Annotated in this window: 17 protein-coding genes; 10 read left to right on the forward strand and 7 right to left on the reverse strand. The window is 64.8% G+C overall.

Annotated features, from left to right (window positions below):
* The first annotated feature begins 24 nt into the window (after nucleotides 1–24).
* The 4 genes from RM2_RS02105 to RM2_RS02120 all read left to right on the forward strand — a co-directional run bounded on the left by RM2_RS02105 (nucleotide 25) and on the right by RM2_RS02120 (nucleotide 3,241).
* A complete protein-coding gene (locus tag RM2_RS02105; RefSeq protein ID WP_072687154.1) occupies nucleotides 25–1,479 on the forward strand; it encodes an NCS2 family permease in 1,455 nt (484 codons plus the stop codon).
* A 33-nt stretch (nucleotides 1,480–1,512) separates the two neighbouring features.
* Nucleotides 1,513–1,944 (forward strand): Rv0880 family HTH-type transcriptional regulator, encoded by a 432-nt coding sequence (locus RM2_RS02110; protein WP_072687155.1) that lies wholly within the window; start codon nucleotides 1,513–1,515, stop codon nucleotides 1,942–1,944.
* 182 nt (nucleotides 1,945–2,126) lie between these two features.
* Nucleotides 2,127–2,933 (forward strand): TrmH family RNA methyltransferase, encoded by an 807-nt coding sequence (locus tag RM2_RS02115; RefSeq protein ID WP_072687156.1) that lies wholly within the window; start codon nucleotides 2,127–2,129, stop codon nucleotides 2,931–2,933.
* A gap of 2 nt (nucleotides 2,934–2,935) precedes the next feature.
* Nucleotides 2,936–3,241, forward strand: a complete 306-nt coding sequence (locus RM2_RS02120) for a DUF2537 domain-containing protein (RefSeq protein WP_072687157.1) — start codon at nucleotides 2,936–2,938, stop codon at nucleotides 3,239–3,241.
* A gap of 15 nt (nucleotides 3,242–3,256) precedes the next feature.
* Here RM2_RS02120 and RM2_RS02125 read toward each other — a convergent pair whose 3' ends face one another.
* The 4 genes from RM2_RS02125 to RM2_RS02140 all read right to left on the reverse strand — a co-directional run bounded on the left by RM2_RS02125 (nucleotide 3,257) and on the right by RM2_RS02140 (nucleotide 7,442).
* Nucleotides 3,257–4,015: a DUF6928 family protein gene (locus RM2_RS02125; RefSeq protein WP_072687158.1), complete on the reverse strand. Its 759-nt coding sequence runs from the start codon at nucleotides 4,013–4,015 to the stop codon at nucleotides 3,257–3,259.
* Between the two features lie 61 nt (nucleotides 4,016–4,076).
* Nucleotides 4,077–4,925 carry a septation protein SepH gene (gene sepH / locus RM2_RS02130; RefSeq protein WP_072687219.1) on the reverse strand — a complete coding sequence of 283 codons (849 nt, stop codon included), beginning with the start codon at nucleotides 4,923–4,925 and terminating at the stop codon, nucleotides 4,077–4,079.
* A 229-nt stretch (nucleotides 4,926–5,154) separates the two neighbouring features.
* Complete coding sequence (serC, locus tag RM2_RS02135) at nucleotides 5,155–6,276, reverse strand: phosphoserine transaminase (protein ID WP_072687159.1); 1,122 nt, start codon at nucleotides 6,274–6,276, stop codon at nucleotides 5,155–5,157.
* Between the two features lie 35 nt (nucleotides 6,277–6,311).
* On the reverse strand, nucleotides 6,312–7,442 hold the full coding sequence (locus RM2_RS02140) for a citrate synthase 2 (protein WP_072687160.1): 1,131 nt from the start codon (nucleotides 7,440–7,442) through the stop codon (nucleotides 6,312–6,314).
* Between the two features lie 269 nt (nucleotides 7,443–7,711).
* On the opposite strand from RM2_RS02140, the gene pdxH reads away from it, so the two are divergent.
* The 5 genes from pdxH (at nucleotide 7,712) to RM2_RS02165 (ending at nucleotide 12,781) form a co-directional block, all read left to right on the forward strand.
* A complete protein-coding gene (gene pdxH / locus RM2_RS02145; RefSeq protein ID WP_084721592.1) occupies nucleotides 7,712–8,383 on the forward strand; it encodes a pyridoxamine 5'-phosphate oxidase in 672 nt (223 codons plus the stop codon).
* Complete coding sequence (locus RM2_RS02150) at nucleotides 8,380–9,639, forward strand: MFS transporter (protein ID WP_072687162.1); 1,260 nt, start codon at nucleotides 8,380–8,382, stop codon at nucleotides 9,637–9,639. The genes pdxH and RM2_RS02150 overlap by 4 nt, the downstream gene beginning before the upstream one ends.
* A 41-nt stretch (nucleotides 9,640–9,680) precedes the next feature.
* Nucleotides 9,681–10,649 carry an aldose 1-epimerase family protein gene (locus tag RM2_RS02155; RefSeq protein ID WP_072687163.1) on the forward strand — a complete coding sequence of 323 codons (969 nt, stop codon included), beginning with the start codon at nucleotides 9,681–9,683 and terminating at the stop codon, nucleotides 10,647–10,649.
* A 426-nt stretch (nucleotides 10,650–11,075) separates the two neighbouring features.
* A complete protein-coding gene (locus RM2_RS02160) occupies nucleotides 11,076–12,371 on the forward strand; it encodes a citrate synthase (RefSeq protein ID WP_072687164.1) in 1,296 nt (431 codons plus the stop codon).
* A 47-nt stretch (nucleotides 12,372–12,418) separates the two neighbouring features.
* Nucleotides 12,419–12,781 (forward strand): FKBP-type peptidyl-prolyl cis-trans isomerase, encoded by a 363-nt coding sequence (locus tag RM2_RS02165; RefSeq protein ID WP_072687165.1) that lies wholly within the window; start codon nucleotides 12,419–12,421, stop codon nucleotides 12,779–12,781.
* A gap of 29 nt (nucleotides 12,782–12,810) precedes the next feature.
* On the opposite strand, the gene RM2_RS02170 is transcribed toward RM2_RS02165, so the two are convergent.
* Complete coding sequence (locus RM2_RS02170; protein ID WP_072687166.1) at nucleotides 12,811–14,160, reverse strand: sensor histidine kinase; 1,350 nt, start codon at nucleotides 14,158–14,160, stop codon at nucleotides 12,811–12,813.
* Complete coding sequence (locus RM2_RS02175) at nucleotides 14,157–14,867, reverse strand: response regulator transcription factor (protein WP_072687167.1); 711 nt, start codon at nucleotides 14,865–14,867, stop codon at nucleotides 14,157–14,159. Before RM2_RS02175 ends, RM2_RS02170 begins: the two co-directional genes overlap by 4 nt.
* Nucleotides 14,868–14,968: 101 nt before the next feature.
* On the opposite strand from RM2_RS02175, the gene RM2_RS02180 reads away from it, so the two are divergent.
* Entirely contained in the window at nucleotides 14,969–15,886 is a 918-nt protein-coding gene (locus tag RM2_RS02180; protein ID WP_072687168.1) for a mechanosensitive ion channel family protein, read from the forward strand.
* A gap of 13 nt (nucleotides 15,887–15,899) precedes the next feature.
* Here the strand turns inward: RM2_RS02180 and RM2_RS02185 are convergent, their stop codons facing one another.
* A complete protein-coding gene (locus RM2_RS02185) occupies nucleotides 15,900–17,819 on the reverse strand; it encodes a propionyl-CoA synthetase (RefSeq protein ID WP_084721593.1) in 1,920 nt (639 codons plus the stop codon).
* Nucleotides 17,820–18,065: the final 246 nt, after the last annotated feature.

The raw sequence follows: 18,065 nt of genomic DNA on the forward strand, positions 1-18,065 counted from the left end.
CTTCAGGTGAGGAACTGAGAACATATGGGCACGACCCCGAAACTGCTCGACAACTATTTCAAGATCACCGAGCGTGGTTCGACGGTAAGCGCGGAGATCCGCGGTGGGGTGGTCACATTCGTGGCTATGGCGTACATCGTGGTGCTCAACCCGCTCATCCTCGGCAGCTTCTCCGCGGAGGATGCTGCCGCGAAGACCGATGTCCTCGGAAACATCCTCCCCGTCGACCAGTTGGCCGCCGTCACGGCCCTGGTCGCGGGGCTGATGAGCATCATTTTCGGCCTCGTCGCCAACTATCCCTTCGCCATCGCGGCGGGCTTGGGCATCAACAGCCTTCTCGCGGTGACGATCGCACCGCAAGTCACCTGGCCCGAGGCGATGGGACTCGTGGTCATCGACGGCGTCATCATCGTCGTGCTGGCGCTCACCGGATTCCGGACCGCCGTATTCAATGCCATTCCGGCTGAGCTGAAATCTGCGATCGCCGCGGGTATCGGCATGTTCATCGCCTTCATCGGCCTCGTCGACGCCGGTTTCGTGCGCCGCATCCCGGATCTCGCAGGAACCACCGTCCCGGTCGGCCTGGGCATCAACGGATCGATCTCCTCTTGGCCGACCGTCACGTTCGTGTTCGGTCTACTGCTCATGGGCGTTCTTGTGGTCCGTAAGGTGCGAGGTGGTCTGCTGATCGGCATCGTCGTCACTACGGTGTTCGCAGCGATCGTCGAGGCCGTGATCGGCGTCGGGCCGTCGCTAGGTGTGAACCCTCAAGGCTGGAACCTCAGCGTCCCCGCAGCTCCAGATGTGCTGGCCGAACTTCCGGACCTCAGCCTGGTCGGCGACGTCAGCATCTTCGGTGCCTTCACCCGTATCGGTGTTCTCGCAGCCAGCCTGCTGGTGTTCACCCTTGTGCTGGCCAACTTCTTCGATGCCATGGGGACGATGACCGGCCTGGGTAAGGAAGCCGGCCTCACAGACGAGGACGGCAACGTCCCCAAGATCGGACGGGCTCTGGTCATCGAGGGAGCGGGGGCAGTCGTCGGTGGCGGCGCGTCGGCCTCGTCCAACACGGTATTCGTGGAATCCGCGTCGGGTATCGCCGAGGGTGCCCGCACGGGGCTGGCGAATGTCGTGACGGGTGTTCTGTTCCTGGCAGCGATGTTCTTGACCCCGCTGTACGAGGTTGTGCCGATCGAGGCGGCGGCCCCAGCGCTGGTCGTGGTGGGTGCCATGATGATCGGCCAGGTTCGTGACATCGACTTCAGCAAGTTCTCGATGGCGTTGCCCGCATTTCTCACAATTACCGTCATGCCGTTCACGTACTCGATCGCGAACGGTATCGGCGTCGGATTCGTGTCCTGGGTCGTCCTGAATGCCGCGAGCGGGGGTATCAGGAAGATTCACCCGCTGATGTGGGTCGTGGCTCTGCTGTTCGTGGCCTACTTCGCGGTGGATCCAATCACCGACGCGTTAACGTAAACGCGGGCCCGCCGGTCCCGTATTGTCATTGCAGTGACCACGGAAACCCGAGCACTCGCCAGCGACCTCTCCCTGGCTGTCGTGCGCCTCACCCGCCACCTGCGCGGACGGCGCATGGATGCCCAGGTGTCGCTCACCCAGTTGTCGGCTCTGGCCACCCTCTCCCGCGACGGTGCCATGACACCGGGCATTCTGGCCGCCAAGGAAAAGGTGCAACCACCGTCGATGACCCGCGTCATCGCCTCGCTGGTCGAACTCGGTCTGGTCGAGCGTGCACCACACCCCACCGACGGACGGCAGATCATCGTCACGCTCACGGATTCCGGTCACGCGCTGATCGTCGACGAGACCCATGCCCGTGAGGCATGGATGAACGAGCAACTGTCCGGACTCGACGATGCCCAACTGAAGGTTCTCAGCGACGCGGTCGGCATCATTACGTCCATCGTCGCCAATTCGGAGTAGACCCGGCGCGTCTTCGAGCACGTTCTGGCGGTACGCCCTGCTGAACCGGATGAGACGCCGATATCGCACTTCTGCTGATTGTCACTGGTGGCACTGTGTTTGCGCGACTGGTCGTTTGCGCGACTGGCTCGTCATCCCGGGCGGTGTGCGTTGTGACGGCGTGCATACGGCACGATGGACCGGTGGTTCATGTCATCGACACAACGGATCCGGCCGACACCAGGCTGGACGACTTTCGTGATCTCAACTCTTCGGATCGGCGCCCCGACCTTCCTTCGGGCAAGGGGCTGGTCATCGCTGAGGGAGTGCTGGTGGTGCAGCGTCTGCTGGCGTCCCGGTTCGACACCATCGCTCTGCTGGGTGTCGATCGGCGCCTCGAGGAACTCTCCGGCGACCTCGACGGTGTGGACGTGCCGTTCTACCGGACGACGGCGGAGGTCATGGCCGAGGTCGTCGGATTTCATCTCAACCGGGGTGTGCTCGCGGTGGCGCGGCGTCCCGAACCTCTGGAGTTATTCGACGTGCTCGGCAATTCCAAGACGGTCGCGGTGCTCGAAGGCGTCAACGATCACGAGAACCTGGGTTCGATGTTCCGCAACGCCGCCGGACTCGGTGTCGACGCCGTGGTATTCGGAAAAGGGTGCGCCGATCCGCTGTACCGGCGAGCAGTGCGGGTCTCGATGGGACACGTTCTGCGAATTCCGTTCGCCCACATGACGAAGTGGCCCCACGACCTGGAGGTGCTGCGGGAGCGAGGTTTCCAGTTGATCTCATTGACCCCGAACCCCGAAGCGGTGACCTTGGCAGAGGCCATGACGGGGGAGAAGGTGGCGCTCATACTGGGCGCGGAAGGTCCCGGACTCACCGAGCACGCCATGCGGGCCGCCGACGTTCGTGCCTGTATTCCGATGGCACCCGGAACTGACTCGCTCAATGTCGCGACCGCGGCAGCAATGGCGTTCTACGAGCGCGTCCGAACGGGCGTGTGAGGATGCGGCACCCCCAGTCCCCGAATCAGTCGCATTACTCGTATCAGTCGGCGGGAACGCCGTGGTTCACCGGACTCGTCGTCGCGGGGTTCTCGGCAACTCTGGTGCTCGTCGCGGTCGTCGCGTTTGGCTCCCAACTCGCTCGTATCAGTGTGGCGCTCGCCGTCATTCTCGAACTCGTGGTGGTGGCCGGTGTCGCACCGTCGGCGTGGCGACTACGCCGGGTCCCGGTCTGGCGCTGGCTCGTGTACGGCTCCGCGGCAGGGGTTCTCGGTGGGTGGGTCGCGATGATCATGGGCGCCGTATAGCGTGGACGGGCGCGTTCAGAGGCCGAAGTATCGACGGAGCGCCACACCCTTGCGGGTGCCGCGCGGTGGTGCGGACCTCTTGGTAGCGGGATGTTCCGTGTCGGCCGGCGGTTCGACCTCAGGGTCTTGGCTCGGATGGTGAACCGCGAATCCGAACACGGTCACGCTCTTCGGATCGACCTCCGCGCCCTCGGGTGCGCTGTTGTACCTGAATCCCAGCCACTCCAGGTTGGCGCCCTCGGCGAAATGCTGTGGGTGGAACGGCAGCGACTGCGGGTCGGGAAGGGCTGCAGAGGGGTGCTGCAGCGGAAAGTCACCGGCCCAGAAGGGTTTCTCCCACACCAGAGGGATCCCGAGATCCTCGTGGATGTGGACCGGTGTCGCGCTGAACGACCTTGTCAGGATTCCCTCCTCCCACATCGCGAACGAACCCCACGCGATATCGGGCTTGGAGGCCACATAGTAGGTCTTCGCGAATCCGGTAGGGCGGATGTGTGTCTCGGGCAGGGTAGATGGACGCGGAACCGCCAGATCGATTCCACACACCACTGCGATGCCAGGGTAGCAACCGACGTGGACAGTTCCAGGCGCGCCGAGAGCCGCGGCCTCCGACAGTGGAACCGGGCCAGTTGGGGTGGATTCCACGTCAGGGAAGAGGCGCGCTGCGAGTTGCCGTGCGGCCTCGAGATCAGGCTGTGTTCGTGTCCGCAGAACGGCCGCAGCCTCGGGAACGTCGGTGTACCAGATCGTTGATACCTTCGGCCACACGGCCATCCCCCTCTTCCGGTATCTGCCTGAAAGAGTACGACCTCAGCTAGCTTACTGTCCCTGGCGATCAGCGTCCGTTGCTGCGCACACCGAGTAGGACGTCGTCCCAGGACGGGAGAGCGGGTTTGCCGCGCTTGTCCTTGTTATTCGTGTGGTGCGGTGCGATTTTGGGGGCCGCGGCTTCTTCGGAAAACGCGGAATCTCCCTCTGCTTCCTCTGCCTCGATGATCTCTTCCGGTTCGATCGACGGCACCACCACCTCGGTGGGGAGCTCGGCGAGTTCGAGTTGCTCCGGCTCGTCCGAAGTCACCGGCGCCAATCCTCGTAGGGGTCGACCGAAGTCGGGGTCGATCAGGTCGAACGCGGTGTCGTCGAGCGCGACGATGGTGCCGCCATGTGCGTCCGGCTGATAGCGCCAGTGAGCGGCGTTGGTGGTGCGCCCGGCCTGCCATTGCAGTTGGGCGACCCAGTGGTTGTCCTCGTCACGCCACGCGTCCCATGTGGCGTCGTCGACGTTGTGACCGCGCGCGCGGAACGCCTGCGTCACGATTTCGGAGAGAGTCGGAACGGCGGGGCCGTTCTCGCGCACCGGGTGCCCGCCCTGCGCCATCTCGGCCGCACGGGAACGTTCGAGCAGTACCGGATAGGCGAAACGCTCCACCTTCGCCAGAGGGATACCGGCCTCGTCGGCGACCTGTTCGACGGAGGCGCCGGCACGGATGCGGGCCTGAATTTCGCGGGGTCTGAGCTGACTGTCCATTTGGATCTCAATCTGGCCGAGTCGAGCAATGTCCCCGCGGGATGCGGCACGGAGTTTGTCATCGGCTGGAAGCCGAAATCTCTCGCCGGTACTGGCATCAGCGCACACTACGTGCGAACCATCGGGTTCGAGACCGATCACTCGAAGCTCTCGCACGTTGACCTCCTCATCGCGCCGGCTCGCGATTATGCGCCGGAGCCAACTGTAATTCATTCGTGACAGCTTGTGCAGCAAGACACGCGCGACTATATCCCGCCCCGAGGTCAGGTGGGCGCTAGGCTTCGACGTTTCGCGATCTGCCTTCATCCGGGTGCGATGTCTCGACCGAACGCCGTCAGCCCCCGGCACCGGAAGGGCGGGGGCTGACGGAGGTGTCCGCCCGGATTCAGCCGAGCTGCGAGACGACCCAGTCGATGCTCTTGGTGAGTTGAGAGACGTCCTCGGGATCGATCGCCGGGAACATGCCGACGCGCAGTTGGTTGCGGCCCAGCTTGCGGTATGGCTCGGTGTCGACGACGCCGTTTGCGCGGAGGATCTTCGCGACCTGGGCTGCGTCGATCTTCTCGTCGAAGTCGATGGTGCCGACCACCTGGGACCGGTGCGCCGGATCGGTGACGAACGGTGTGGCGTACTCGCTGGCCTCGGCCCACTGGTACAGGCGTGATGACGAATCTGCGGTACGCGAGGTGGCCCAGTCGAGACCGCCCTTGGTGTTCAACCAGTCGATCTGGTTGGCGAGCAGCAGCAGAGTCGCGACCGCTGGTGTGTTGTACGTCTGATCCTTGGAGCTGTTGTCCACCGCGATGGGCAGTGACAAGAAGTCAGGAGTCCAGCGACCCGAGTTCTTGATCTCCTCGACACGCTCGAGCGCCTTCGGGCTCATCAGGGCGATCCACAGGCCGCCGTCGGCTGCGAAGCACTTCTGGGGAGCGAAGTAGTACACGTCGGCGTCGGCGACGTTCACCGGCAGGCCGCCGGCACCGGACGTGGCGTCGATGGCGACGAGTGCATTCTCCGAGCCCGCGGGACGCGAGACGGGAATCGCGACACCGGTGGAGGTTTCGTTGTGCGCCCAGCCGATGAGGTCGACGGACGGATCCGACACCGGCTCGGGTGCGCTGCCCGGGTCTGCGGAGACGACGATCGGGTCACCGATGAACGGGTTGTTCTTGGCAACGGAGGCGAACTTGGAGCTGAACTCACCATTGGTGAGATGCAGCGACTTCTCGCGGATCAGGCCGAAGGCCGCGGCATCCCAGAACGCGGTGGTGCCGCCGTTTCCGAGCACCACCTCGTAGCCCTCGGGGAGGGAGAACAGATCGGCGAGTCCGGACCGCACGCTGGCGACCACGTCCTTGACGGGTTTCTGGCGGTGGCTGGTGCCGAACACCGAGGAGCCAACCTCCACCAGCGACTGAAGCTGCTCGGGACGAACCTTGGAGGGTCCGCAGCCGAATCGCCCGTCTTCGGGCAGGAGGTCTGCGGGGATGATCGGGGTGGGGGTCATAGCTACTCTCTGTTCCTCGAGATTCAAAGATGTGGTCAGCGGGTGTGGGTGATCTGGTCCCAGCCCTCGACGGTCTCAGGGGTGCGGGGTGCGGGGCCGGTGTAGATCGCGGCGGGGCGGACCAGTTTGCCGAGACGCTTCTGCTCGAGGATATGGGCGCACCAACCGGCGGTGCGGCCACAGGTAAACATGGCGGGCATCATGTGCGCGGGAACCTCTGCGAAGTCGAGGATGACGGCAGCCCAGAACTCGACGTTCGTCTCGATGGCCCGGTCGGGACGACGCTCCCGCAGTTCGGCGAGGGCGGCCTGCTCGAGTGCGGCGGCCGCCTCGAAGCGGGGCGAGTTCAGGCGCTTGGCGGTTGCACGCAACACCCGGGCGCGGGGGTCTTCGGCCCGGTACACGCGGTGCCCGAAGCCCATCAGCTTTTCCTTGCGGTCGAGGATGCCCTTGACCACGGCGCGCGCGTCACCGGACTTCTCGGTGTCCTCGATCATCGGCAGAACGCGGGCGGGCGCGCCGCCGTGTAGCGGGCCGGACATCGCACCGATTGCACCGGAAAGTGACGCGGCAACGTCGGCGCCGGTGGAGGCGATGACGCGGGCGGTGAAGGTGGAGGCGTTCATGCCGTGCTCGGCGGCGGAGACCCAGTAGGCGTCGATGGCTTCGACGTGGGCGGGGTCGGGTTCGCCCTTCCAGCGGACCATGAACCGTTCAGTGACGGTCGCGGCTTGGTCGATCCGCGCCTGTGGGACAGCGGGTTGGTGGATGCCGCGCGCGGACTGGGCGACGTAGGACAAAGCCATCACCGAGGCGCGGGCGAGTTGTTCGCGGGCGGTGTCGTCGTCGATGTCGAGCAACGGTTGGTAGCCCCAGATGGGGGCGAGCATCGCGAGGCCGGCCTGGACGTCGACGCGCACGTCGCCGGTGTGTACCGGCAGGGGGAACGGTTCGGCTGGGGGCAGCCCGGCGCCGAAACGTCCGTCGACGAGCAGGGCCCAGACGTTGCCGAAGGTGACGCGCTTTGCGACGAGGTCTTCGATGTCGACTCCGCGGTAGCGAAGTGCACCGCCGTCCTTGTCAGGCTCGGCGATGTCGCTGGTGAACGCGATCACGCCTTCCAGTCCGCTGACGAAATCATCCGGTATTGCCGCGCTGGTTGCCATAAGCTCGTGGACTCTCCTCGTTCGAGTGCCCCCTTCAGAGCGGCACTGTCTCGGCGTTCGACAATTGCGCCGGGCGCACCTGCAGGATCGGCAGGCACTCTCCTCCGGGCAATCGGTCTTCCCTCCCCGAGGCATCGCACAATCGCCGCTGCAATCGGGGGGCGGGTTCGGTCATCAAAACTTTAGCCGGTGTCACCGGAGGATTGATCAGTGCATTCCCGGGAGTAGCGTTCTTCGCTGTGTCTTCAGATACAGAACCGTCGAAACCAGTGGACAAGGACCTCGCGGCGATGCGCGTCGGCTACGGGTCTCAGGATCCCGGCGGACGTTACGACGAGTCCGATCTGGATGTCGACGAGCTGAGCGACGGCTGGCTTCCGCTGATGCGCCGTTGGATGGTGACAGCCGCCGACGCCGAGGTCGCCGAACCCAACGCTATGGCGCTCGGAACTGTCGACGTGCAGGGACATCCGTGTACTCGCACCGTCCTCTGCAAGGGGCTGAGCGCCGACGGCGTGCTGTTCTTCACGAACTACGCATCGGACAAGGCCCGCCAGTTGGAGGCTGTGCCCTACGCGTCAGCGACCTTCGCGTGGGTGCCGATCGCGCGGCAGATCACTGTCCGCGGTCCCGTCGAGCGTGTCAGCGCCGAGGTCACGGATGAGTACTGGCACAGCAGGCCCCGCGGATCCCGGTTGGGTGCCTGGGCGTCGGATCAGTCGCAGCCGATCGGCTCGCGGGCCGAACTGGACGCGGCACTGCGCCATGCGGCCGAGCGGTTCGGAGGCGATGTCGACATCCCGGTGCGGCCGAACTGGGGTGGCATCCTGATCAGGCCCGAGATCGTGGAGTTCTGGCAGGGCCGCGCCAACCGGATGCACAACCGCATCCGGATGTCGCGGGTCGATGACGGTTGGATCGTCGAGCGTCTGCAGCCGTGAGCCGGATCCTCGCAGATACGACACCTCTCGAAAACCTCGACTACCGGCGGCTGTGGCTTACCGGCATCGTCACCGTCATCGGTGGACAACTCAGTGTCGTGGCCGTGCCGCAGCAGGTGTACGAGATCACCCGGAGTTCGGCGTACGTCGGGCTGACCGGTGTCTTCGCGCTGTTGCCGCTGGTTGTTTTCGGGTTGTGGGGCGGCGCACTGGCCGACGTCATGGACCGGCGGAAACTGCTGGCGGTGACGACGGTCGGCCTCGGTCTCACGTCGGTGCTGTTCTGGGTTCAGGCCGCGCTGGGCATGAACAACGTCTGGCTGGTCCTCGGACTGCTTGCAATGCAACAGGCGTTCTTCGCCGTCAACCAGTCCACCCGCAGCGCCATCATCCCGCGACTCATCCCCGCGAGACAGTTGGCGGCAGCCAACTCGCTGAACATGACGGTCATGCAGTTCGGCGCCATCGCCGGACCGTTGCTGGCCGGGGTGATGATCCCGACGGTCGGTTTGTCCACCCTGTATCTCGTCGATTCCGTAGCCCTGCTCGCCACGCTATGGGCGGTGCTCCGCCTGCCTGCTGTCCCGCCGACGGGGGAGTCGCGCCGAGCAGGGTTGCGTGAGGTGTTCGACGGCTTCGCCTATCTCGCGACGCAGAGGGTGCTGCTCGCGTCGTTCGTCGTCGACATCATCGCGATGGTGTTCGGGATGCCGCGTGTGTTGTTTCCACAGATCGCGCACGACACGTTCGGCGACCCCGCCACCGGCGGCATTGCGCTCGGATTGCTCTTCGCCGCGATGTCCGTCGGCGCCGTGGCCGGCGGAGTGTTCTCCGGGTGGCTGCCGAGGGTCCGGCGCCAGGGACGTGCCGTGGTCGTGTGTATCGCACTGTGGGGTCTGGCCATGCTCGGGTTCGGTCTTGTCGTGGGGGTCGCCGCTCCGGGGGACAGCCCGGTTCTGTTGTGGGTGGCCCTCGCGTTCCTCGCATTCGGCGGCGCCGTCGACATGATCTCCGCCGCGTTCCGGAGCACGATGCTGCAACAGGTCGCCACAGACGAGATGCGTGGACGACTGCAGGGCGTCTTCATCGTCGTGGTCGCCGGCGGGCCTCGGATGGGAGATGTGCTGCACGGTGCCGCGGCGGCAGCGGTCGGGACGAGCGTGGCCGCCGCGGGTGGTGGCGTCCTCGTCGTGATCGGAGTGGTGATCGCTGCGCTCGCGTTTCCAGCACTGATGCGCTACCGCGTCAGCCGCTAGGTTCCTGTGCGCCATCACATAATTCGTGCACACTGAATTGCATGGGTGAAGCGAAGTTGCCGAGAACGGATAGTTCCACCGCGGCTGCCTTCGAGATCCGGGGAGGCGGCTACCGGGCAAACATTGCGGCGACGGGGGCTGGGCTCCGGCAACTCGAGCGGGACGGCTCGGAGGGGACCATGGCACTCACCGAGACGTGGGAGATCGGGACGCGCCCGCCGATGTCGGCCGGATTGATACTGGCGCCTTGGCCCAACCGGATCCGAAACGGTCATTTCATCTTCGACGGTATCGATCATCAACTCGAGATCACGGAACCTGCGTTCGACAATGCCATCCACGGATTTGTCCGGTCCAGGGATTGGAGCGTCGTGAACCGCGCCGACGACCGGATCGAGTTGTCGATCGACGTCCGTCTCCACAAGGGGTGGCCGTACCCACTCGGGCTCACCGTCGACTACGCACTGGGCGACGACGGACTGACGGTGACACATACCGCAACCAACACGGGCGCCATCCCGGCACCGTTCGGGATGGGATTTCACTCGTACGTGCGCGCGGGCGACTTTCCGCTCGACGAATGCACGCTGCGCCTGTCCGCCGGAACCCGACTGCCCCTCGACGAACGCATGCTTCCGAACGGAGGCTCGCAGGCCGTCACAGGTACCAACTACGATTTCACCAGCCCGCGCACGCTAAGAGGTGTGGCCCTCGACACTCCGTTCAGCGCGCTCGACTTCGACGCGGACGGCCGGTCGCGGCACGAGTTGCGCGCACCCGACGGCACCGGAACCGTTCTGTGGGCAGCCCGTGAATTCAGTTGGCTGCAAGCGTTCGTAGCCGACCCCGACGCAGGTAGGTCGTACCCGGGCCGGGGGCGTGCGCTGGCACTCGAACCCATGACTTGTCCGCCAGATGCGTTCAATTCCGGGATCGACCAACTCGTTCTCGCTCCGGGGCAGAAGTGGATCGGGCGCTGGGGCATGTCGGCAGTGGGTTCTCCAGAGTGAAACGCTCGAGCAGATGTGTGTCCACCTGGTGGGACGGTGTACCACCGGTCGCGTCCCGGTCGATTCGTACTGCTGCGGGGTTCCTTCGTGGCGCCGGCGGGCCCGCGGTGGTGTCGGTTCTGCACTCCTCTCCCCGAGGCGGATCGAGGTGTACGTTGTTCGCTTTTGCCGATATCGGCGCAGGTAACGAGCTCGGCTCAGACTCAGGCGGCAGACCCCCGCCCGTTTCGTTCTCACGTCGTGCGGGCAGCTCGGACCCTTACTCAGCGTCCCCGAGAGCACTTCTGTGTGGTTGCCTCGCGTCGGGTGGTGGAGTCGGCTCACAGGCTCCGGGTAGACCCTCCCTCGGCGCGCGGGCCAAGGTGGGACTAGTTTCTACCTGAATGAAGTTGTTACTCATTGGTTCGAGCTTGAGAGGGATGCTTCGTGCCTGACAATGACACAAAGCCCACGCTTACCTACCCTGGTGGTGAGCACAAGATGTCCATTGCCAGGGCAACCGAGGGCAATGACGGGATCGAACTGGGTAAGCTGCTCGCCAGCACCGGGTACACCACCCTGGACCCGGGATTCGTCAATACTGCCTCCACCAGCTCTGCGATCACCTATATCGACGGTGAGCGCGGGATCCTCCGTTACCGTGGCTACCCGATAGAACAGTTGGCCGGGAAGTCGACGTTCATCGAGGTCAGTTACCTGCTGATCTACGGTGAATTGCCGACTGCAACGGAACTCGAGGCGTTCACCGACCGGATTCGGCGCCACACCCTGCTGCACGAGGATCTCAAGAGGTTCTTCGACGGGTTCCCCCGGAACGCGCACCCGATGCCGGTTCTGTCCAGCGCCGTCAACGCGTTGTCTGCGTACTATCAGGATTCGCTGGACCCGGCCGACCCCGAGCAGGTCGAGCTGTCGACCATTCGCCTGCTGGCGAAGCTGCCGACGATAGCGGCATACGCATACAAGAAGTCCGTCGGTCAGCCGTTCCTGTACCCGGACAACTCACTGAACCTGGTGGAGAATTTCCTGCGGATGACGTTCGGGTTCCCCGCGGAGCCTTACGAGATCGACCCCGAGATCGCCAAGGCTCTCGACATGTTGCTGATCCTGCACGCCGACCACGAACAGAACTGCTCGACGTCGACGGTGCGGCTGGTCGGCTCCTCTGACGCCAACCTCTTCACATCCATTTCCGGCGGCATCAACGCGCTCTGGGGCCCGCTGCACGGCGGGGCCAACCAGGCCGTGCTCGAGATGCTCGACGAGATCAAGGCCAGCGGTAGCACCGCCGGCGACTTCGTCCGCAAGGTCAAGAACAAGGAAGACGGCGTGAAGCTCATGGGCTTCGGGCACCGCGTCTACCGCAATTACGACCCGCGCGCGGCGATCGTCAAAAAGACTGCGCACACGATCCTCGACAAACTCGGTGGCGACGACGAACTTCTCGAGATCGCGATGGCCCTCGAAGAAGCGGCGCTCACCGACGACTACTTCGTCGAGCGAAAGCTGTACCCGAACGTCGACTTCTACACCGGTCTGATCTACCGAGCGATGGGCTTCCCGACCCGCATGTTCACCGTTCTGTTCGCGATCGGCCGCCTGCCGGGGTGGATTGCACACTGGCGTGAGATGCACGAAGATCCAGCTACGAAGATCGGCCGCCCGCGCCAGATCTACACCGGTTACACCGAGCGTGAATATAGGGACGCTGCAGGTCGCTGATCGCGAGCACCTGTGCCGAACTGCGAAGTCCCCACCAAGGAGCACACATGACTAAGCCCGAGATCGAGTTCCAAGAGGGACCCGCACCGACAGCCCTGGCCATCAATGACTTGGTTGTCGGCGAAGGTGCAGAGGCCGTTCCCGGGGGCACCGTTGAAGTACACTACGTCGGCGTCGATTTCGAATCCGGTGAAGAGTTCGACTCTTCCTGGAACCGTGGCGAGTCCATCCATTTTCCGCTGCGCGGGCTCATCAAGGGCTGGCAGGACGGCATCCCCGGCATGAAGGTGGGCGGACGTCGTCAGCTCACCATCCCGCCGGAACTGGCCTACGGCCTCGCTGGTGCCGGACATCAGCTGTCCGGCAAGACCCTGGTGTTCGTGATTGATCTTCTAGACGCGAAAGAATAGCCTCTCCAGTAAGAAGGCCCCGCATCGTCTCAGTGTGATGCGGGGCCTTCTGCGCTTCGCATCCTGTGCGCCGGGCCGGTGTGAAGCTCGACCACCAGTCGAGCGCCGCCGAGCGGGCTGACCTCGAAATGCGCGGTGCCGTTGTGTAGCGCGGCCTGCTGAGCGACGAGTGCGAGGCCCAGCCCGGACCCGCTCGTCGTGGCGGTCGAGCCTCGGTGGAACCGTTCGAAGACCACCGACCGTTCGGCTTCGGGTACGCCGGAGCCGTTGTCGTCGACGACGACCGTGGTGCTCCCGTTCGATTCGCGCAGTGTGATCTTCACGGCGGTGGCACCGCCGTGCCGGGCGGCGTTCTTGATGGCGTTGTCCAGGATCAGGCGCAGTCCGCCGGGCATTCCGTGAACCGACACGGGGGACGTGTCCACGCTCACCTGCAGCCCGGGGTGGTGCCGCATGGCGTCTGCGGCCGCGAGATCGCTGATGTCGACCAGATCGCAGTCCACGAAGTCCTCATCGGTGGACAGCTCGCCGCGGGCGAGGCGCTCGAGGTCCGACAGCGTCGACTCCACCCGGTTTTGAGCGCGTGCGACGTCCCGGAGGATCTCGCCTCGCTGCGGGGACGTCAACTCGTGTGTGGTGAGGACCTCGAGGTCGGTGCGCATGGCGGTGAGCGGTGTGCGAAGTTCGTGGGCGGACACGGCCGCGAAGTCGCGCGCAACGGACAGCGCGGTAGTGGTTGCTTCCTGCGCCTCGGCGACGTCTCTCAGCATCGATTCGGCGGCGGCGGCTAATTCGTCTGCTTCCCGGACACCGGAGGAGGCGGGTGTCAGCTCGGGTTCGCGGCGCACGATGCGGGCGGTCAGGTCGACCAGAGGGCGTACGGCACGTCCGCCGAACAACCAACCGAGACTGCTGGCCGCAGCGACGGCGAGCACGCCCACGAGGGCGACCTGGCGTTGCTGCTCGGACGTCACGTCTTGGGCCTCGGCGTACGGAACGGCCAGCGAGATGCGGGTGCCGAGGATGGGCACGATTGCAGTGAACGCCCGGTACTTCGTGCCATTGACTTCGGCGGTCTGCCAGCCCGGGTCGAGTACGGGCAGTTGCGTGGGAGTGCTGACGAGCACGGTGTCGCCGCTGGCCGAGCGGATGGTGATGGAGAACGCGCCGTAGTCGCCCAGCGCGCCGAGGAACAGTCCGGCGGTAGCCGCGTTGGGAACCAGGACTTCCGATGCCGTTTCCAGTCGCCGGTCGAGTTGCGAGAGGTTGTTGCGGTTGATGGCCAGCGATACCAGGATGCCGAGTGCTACGACGATGATCGTCGCTCCGAGGGCGGTGGCGGCCGCCACGCGGGTCCGGAGTGAGAAGGATCGCTTCATGACGCTACTCGAAGCACGAACCCGACGCCCCGGACGGTGTGCAGGATGCGTGGCTGATTTCCGCCTTCGAACTTGCGTCGGAGGTAGCCGACGAAGACGTCCACCACATTGGTGTCGGCGACGAAGTCGTAACCCCATACCAGTTCGAGGAGTCGCTCACGGCTCAGCACGATGCCGACGTTGTGGGCGAGAACCTCGAGTAGTTCGAATTCCCGCTTGGTCAAGGTGACTTCCTCACCTGCCATGAAGACCCTGCGTGCAGACAGGTGGATTTCGAGAGCACCGATGCGGATCGGTGGAGTCGCCGGCGAGTCGGTGGCCGCCACCGTTCCGTGTCGCCGCAGCATCGCACGGATTCTGGCGACCAATTCGGCGAGGACGAAAGGCTTGACCAAGTAGTCGTCGGCGCCCGATTCCAGACCGGAGATACGGTCATCTACGGTGTCGCGTGCGCTGAGCACGCAGATTGGGATGTCGTTGTTCATCGCGCGCAGGGCCGTCACGACGCCCGTACCGTCGATGACCGGCATGTTCATGTCGAGCACCATCGCGTTGGGTCGCTGTTCACTGATCACCCGGAGGGCGTCTGCTCCGTCGACCGCCGTGAGAACGGTGAATCCGGACAGGCGCAAGCCGCGTTCGAGGGATGTCCGCACATCCTCGTCGTCGTCGACCACGAGGACACTGGCTGAGTCGGTGACGTTCACCCCTGCATTGTGCCGCGGGAACCTGTACTGAGTGCGCGGATGGCGATCGCAGGAGCGGGCTCGGTCTGCAACATCCTGTCTCGCCCGTATACTCGCTGGAGATGTTTTCTTCGCAACTGGCCTTCGAACTGACCGATACCAACCGGGATTGGCTCATTCAGCGACCGCTCCAAATCGCGATCTACATCGTGATGGCGCTCATACTGCGATTCGTCCTGCATCGAATGATCCGGCGAATCACGCGCCCGCGCGACCCGTCGGGCAAGCCCGCCCTGTCGAAGTCGTTGCGCGAGCGGGCGCCGCGGGGCGTCAAGGATGCCATGGTCAACGCGCGCAGCGCGCAGCGCGCGACGACGATCGGTTCGGTTCTCGAGTCCACCGTCTCGATCGCGGTTCTCGTCTGGGTGGTGTTGCAGGTCCTGGGGATCCTCGGGATCAACGTCACGCCGTTCATCGCGTCCGCGGGGGTGATCGGTGTCGCACTGGGGTTCGGTGCGCAGAACCTCGTTCGGGACTTCCTGTCTGGCATCTTCATGCTGCTCGAGGATCAGTACGGCGTCGGCGACGTGGTCGATCTGGGTGAGGCGACTGGCACTGTGGAGTCGGTCGGTCTTCGGGTAACGACGATTCGCGACATCAACGGGACGTTGTGGTATTGCCGCAACGGTGAGATCTTGCGCGTCGGCAACATGAGCCAGGGGTACGCGGTCGCAGTGGTCGATCTCCCGATCTCTCATTCCGCGAACGTGCAACGTGCGTGCGAGGTGGCACTGAGCGCCGTCCTCGATTCCGCTGTAGATACTGCGATCGCGGCCGATATTCTCGACCCACCTGAACTGCTGGGCGTGAATTCTGTGACTGCCGCGTCGGTCACCCTGCGCATCACGACGCGGGTGAAGCCGGGCCGGCAGTGGGCCGTGCAACGCGCCTTCACCCGCGCGGCGCTCACCGCGTTCGAGAATCACGGCGTGGAGGCCCCGTTCCTGTCAGTCGTGTCCTCTGGGCCGTCCGATAGTTGAGACGGCGAGCGACTCACCCGCGCAGTTGTTTCTTCAGCGCCTCGAGTACTGCGACGTCCTCAATGGTGGACGGCACGGTGTACTCCTCGTGGTCGACAATCTGCCGCATCGTCTTGCGCAGGATCTTGCCTGACCGCGTTTTCGGCAGCGCCGCCACGACCGTCACGTCGCGGAATGTCGCGACCGGCCCGATCTGATCGCGCACCATCGAGACCAGATCGCTGCGCAGAGTTTCGGGGTCTATGTCCACACCGGCTTTGAGGACCACGTAGCCGCTGGGCCGCTGCCCCTTGAGTTCGTCCCGGATCCCGACCACCGCACACTCGGCGACGGCCGCATGCCCGGCGACGACAGCCTCGATGCTTCCCGTTGAGAGTCGGTGTCCGGCAACGTTGATGACGTCGTCGCTCCGGCCGAGCACGAAGACGTACCCGTCCTCGTCGACGTACCCGGAATCGCCGGTGAGGTAGTAACCGGCGAACGCGGCGAGGTACGACGTCACGTACCGTTCCGGGTCGTGCCAGATGCCGGTCAGTGTTCCCGGCGGAAGGGGAAGGGCGATCACGATGCTTCCCTCGGTGCCTGCAGGTACCGCGTCGCCGTGGCCGTCCAGCACTTCGACGCGATAGCCGGGAACCGGAACGGTCGGGGAACCGGCCTTCAGCGGCAGGGGCTCGAGTCCGCGCAGGTTTGCGCAGATCGCCCAGCCGGTCTCCGTCTGCCACCAGTGATCGACCACGGGCCGGTCGAGGACCTTCGTCGCCCAGGCGTAGGTGTCGGGGTCCAGGCGTTCACCGGCGGCGAACAACGCCTTCAATGACGAGATGTCGTACTTCGTGATCTCCTGTGCGTCCGGATCCGCTTTGCGGATGGCCCTGATCGCCGTCGGCGCGGTGAACAACGCGGACACGCGGTGATCGGAGAGGACTCGCCAGAACGCGCCCGCGTCAGGGGTCCCGACCGGTTTGCCTTCGTAGAGCACGGAAGTGGCACCGGCCAGCAGTGGGCCGTAGACGATGTACGAGTGGCCGACCACCCAGCCGACGTCCGACGCGGTCCACCACACATCACCGGGGCCGATGTCGTAGATGTTGTGCATCGACCAGGTGAGCGCGACGGCATGCCCCCCGTTGTCGCGGATCACACCCTTCGGCTTCCCTGTGGTGCCGGACGTGTAGAGGATATACAGCGGATCCGTTGCGGCCACCGGAACAGGTTGCACGGGTGACGCGTCCGCGATCAGGGCGTCCCAGTCGAACCATGCGGACGTGCTGCCCTGGTAGTCGGCTGCCGAACCGGGGATCTGCTCCCGGTCCTTGACGATCACCGTGTGCGGAGGTGTATCCGACAACTCCATCGCCTTCTCTACCATCGGCAGGTACTCGACGGTGCGCCCAGGTTCGAGGCCGCCCGACGCGGTCACCAGCACGACCGGGCAGGCGTCGTCGATGCGAGTCGCGAGTTCCTTGGCGGCGAACCCGCCGAACACAACCGAATGCACAGCGCCGATACGTGCGCACGCGAGCATCGCGATTGCGGCCTCGGGGATCATCGGCATGTAGATGATCACCCGGTCGCCGACGGCCACGCCTTGTGAGGTGAGAACTCCCGCGAACCGGGACACCTCGTCGAGTAACTGTGCGTACGTATAGGTGCGTGAGGCGGCCGGGATCATCGCGGAGTCGTAGATCAGCGCCGCGCGGTCGCCGTGTCCGTCCCGGACGTGCCGGTCGAGGGCGTTGAAGCAGGTGTTCAGCACCGCGCCGGGGAACCACCGGTACATCGGGGCAGCGGAGTCGTCGAGGGCGCGAGTCGGCGGCGTCTCCCACTCCACGGCCTCTGCCGCGGTGAGCCAGAACCCCTCGGGACGGTCGACGCTCTCGCGGTAAACCTCCGCGTAGCTGCGACCCGAGTGTTCCGTCGGGGAGTTCATCGTGTTCGTCCTCTCGTCGTACAACCTGTGATGCGACACACTATGCGATTTGCCGGGGCATGTGTTTTACCGAGGAGATCACGGGCCATGTGTTGCGTAGGACGTCGTGGCAGTGCCCTATCCGCCGCCGCAGTCGTCGCCCCCGCCGCCGCATTCGCCCGGAAGGGCTATCGTGGACGGTAGGTGATTAGCAAAAGTAAATAATGGCAAAATGATCGCCACGGTTGGGGCTGGAGCTTGCCGCCC

It is taken from the genome of Rhodococcus marinonascens NBRC 14363, from assembly GCF_001894885.1.
Lineage (GTDB): Bacteria > Actinomycetota > Actinomycetes > Mycobacteriales > Mycobacteriaceae > Rhodococcus_F > Rhodococcus_F marinonascens.

What these genes read in the sequence shown, in the direction of transcription:
- serC (WP_072687159.1), bottom strand. Translation starts at nt 6,276, where the DNA reads ATGACCCCCACCCCGATCATCCCCGCAGACCTCCTGCCCGAAGACGGG.
- RM2_RS02125 (WP_072687158.1), bottom strand. Translation starts at nt 4,015, where the DNA reads ATGGCCGTGTGGCCGAAGGTATCAACGATCTGGTACACCGACGTTCCC.
- RM2_RS02185 (WP_084721593.1), bottom strand. Translation starts at nt 17,819, where the DNA reads ATGAACTCCCCGACGGAACACTCGGGTCGCAGCTACGCGGAGGTTTAC.
- RM2_RS02165 (WP_072687165.1), top strand. Translation starts at nt 12,419, where the DNA reads ATGACTAAGCCCGAGATCGAGTTCCAAGAGGGACCCGCACCGACAGCC.
- RM2_RS02120 (WP_072687157.1), top strand. Translation starts at nt 2,936, where the DNA reads ATGCGGCACCCCCAGTCCCCGAATCAGTCGCATTACTCGTATCAGTCG.
- RM2_RS02105 (WP_072687154.1), top strand. Translation starts at nt 25, where the DNA reads ATGGGCACGACCCCGAAACTGCTCGACAACTATTTCAAGATCACCGAG.
- RM2_RS02155 (WP_072687163.1), top strand. Translation starts at nt 9,681, where the DNA reads ATGGGTGAAGCGAAGTTGCCGAGAACGGATAGTTCCACCGCGGCTGCC.
- RM2_RS02170 (WP_072687166.1), bottom strand. Translation starts at nt 14,160, where the DNA reads ATGAAGCGATCCTTCTCACTCCGGACCCGCGTGGCGGCCGCCACCGCC.
- RM2_RS02180 (WP_072687168.1), top strand. Translation starts at nt 14,969, where the DNA reads ATGTTTTCTTCGCAACTGGCCTTCGAACTGACCGATACCAACCGGGAT.
- RM2_RS02140 (WP_072687160.1), bottom strand. Translation starts at nt 7,442, where the DNA reads ATGGCAACCAGCGCGGCAATACCGGATGATTTCGTCAGCGGACTGGAA.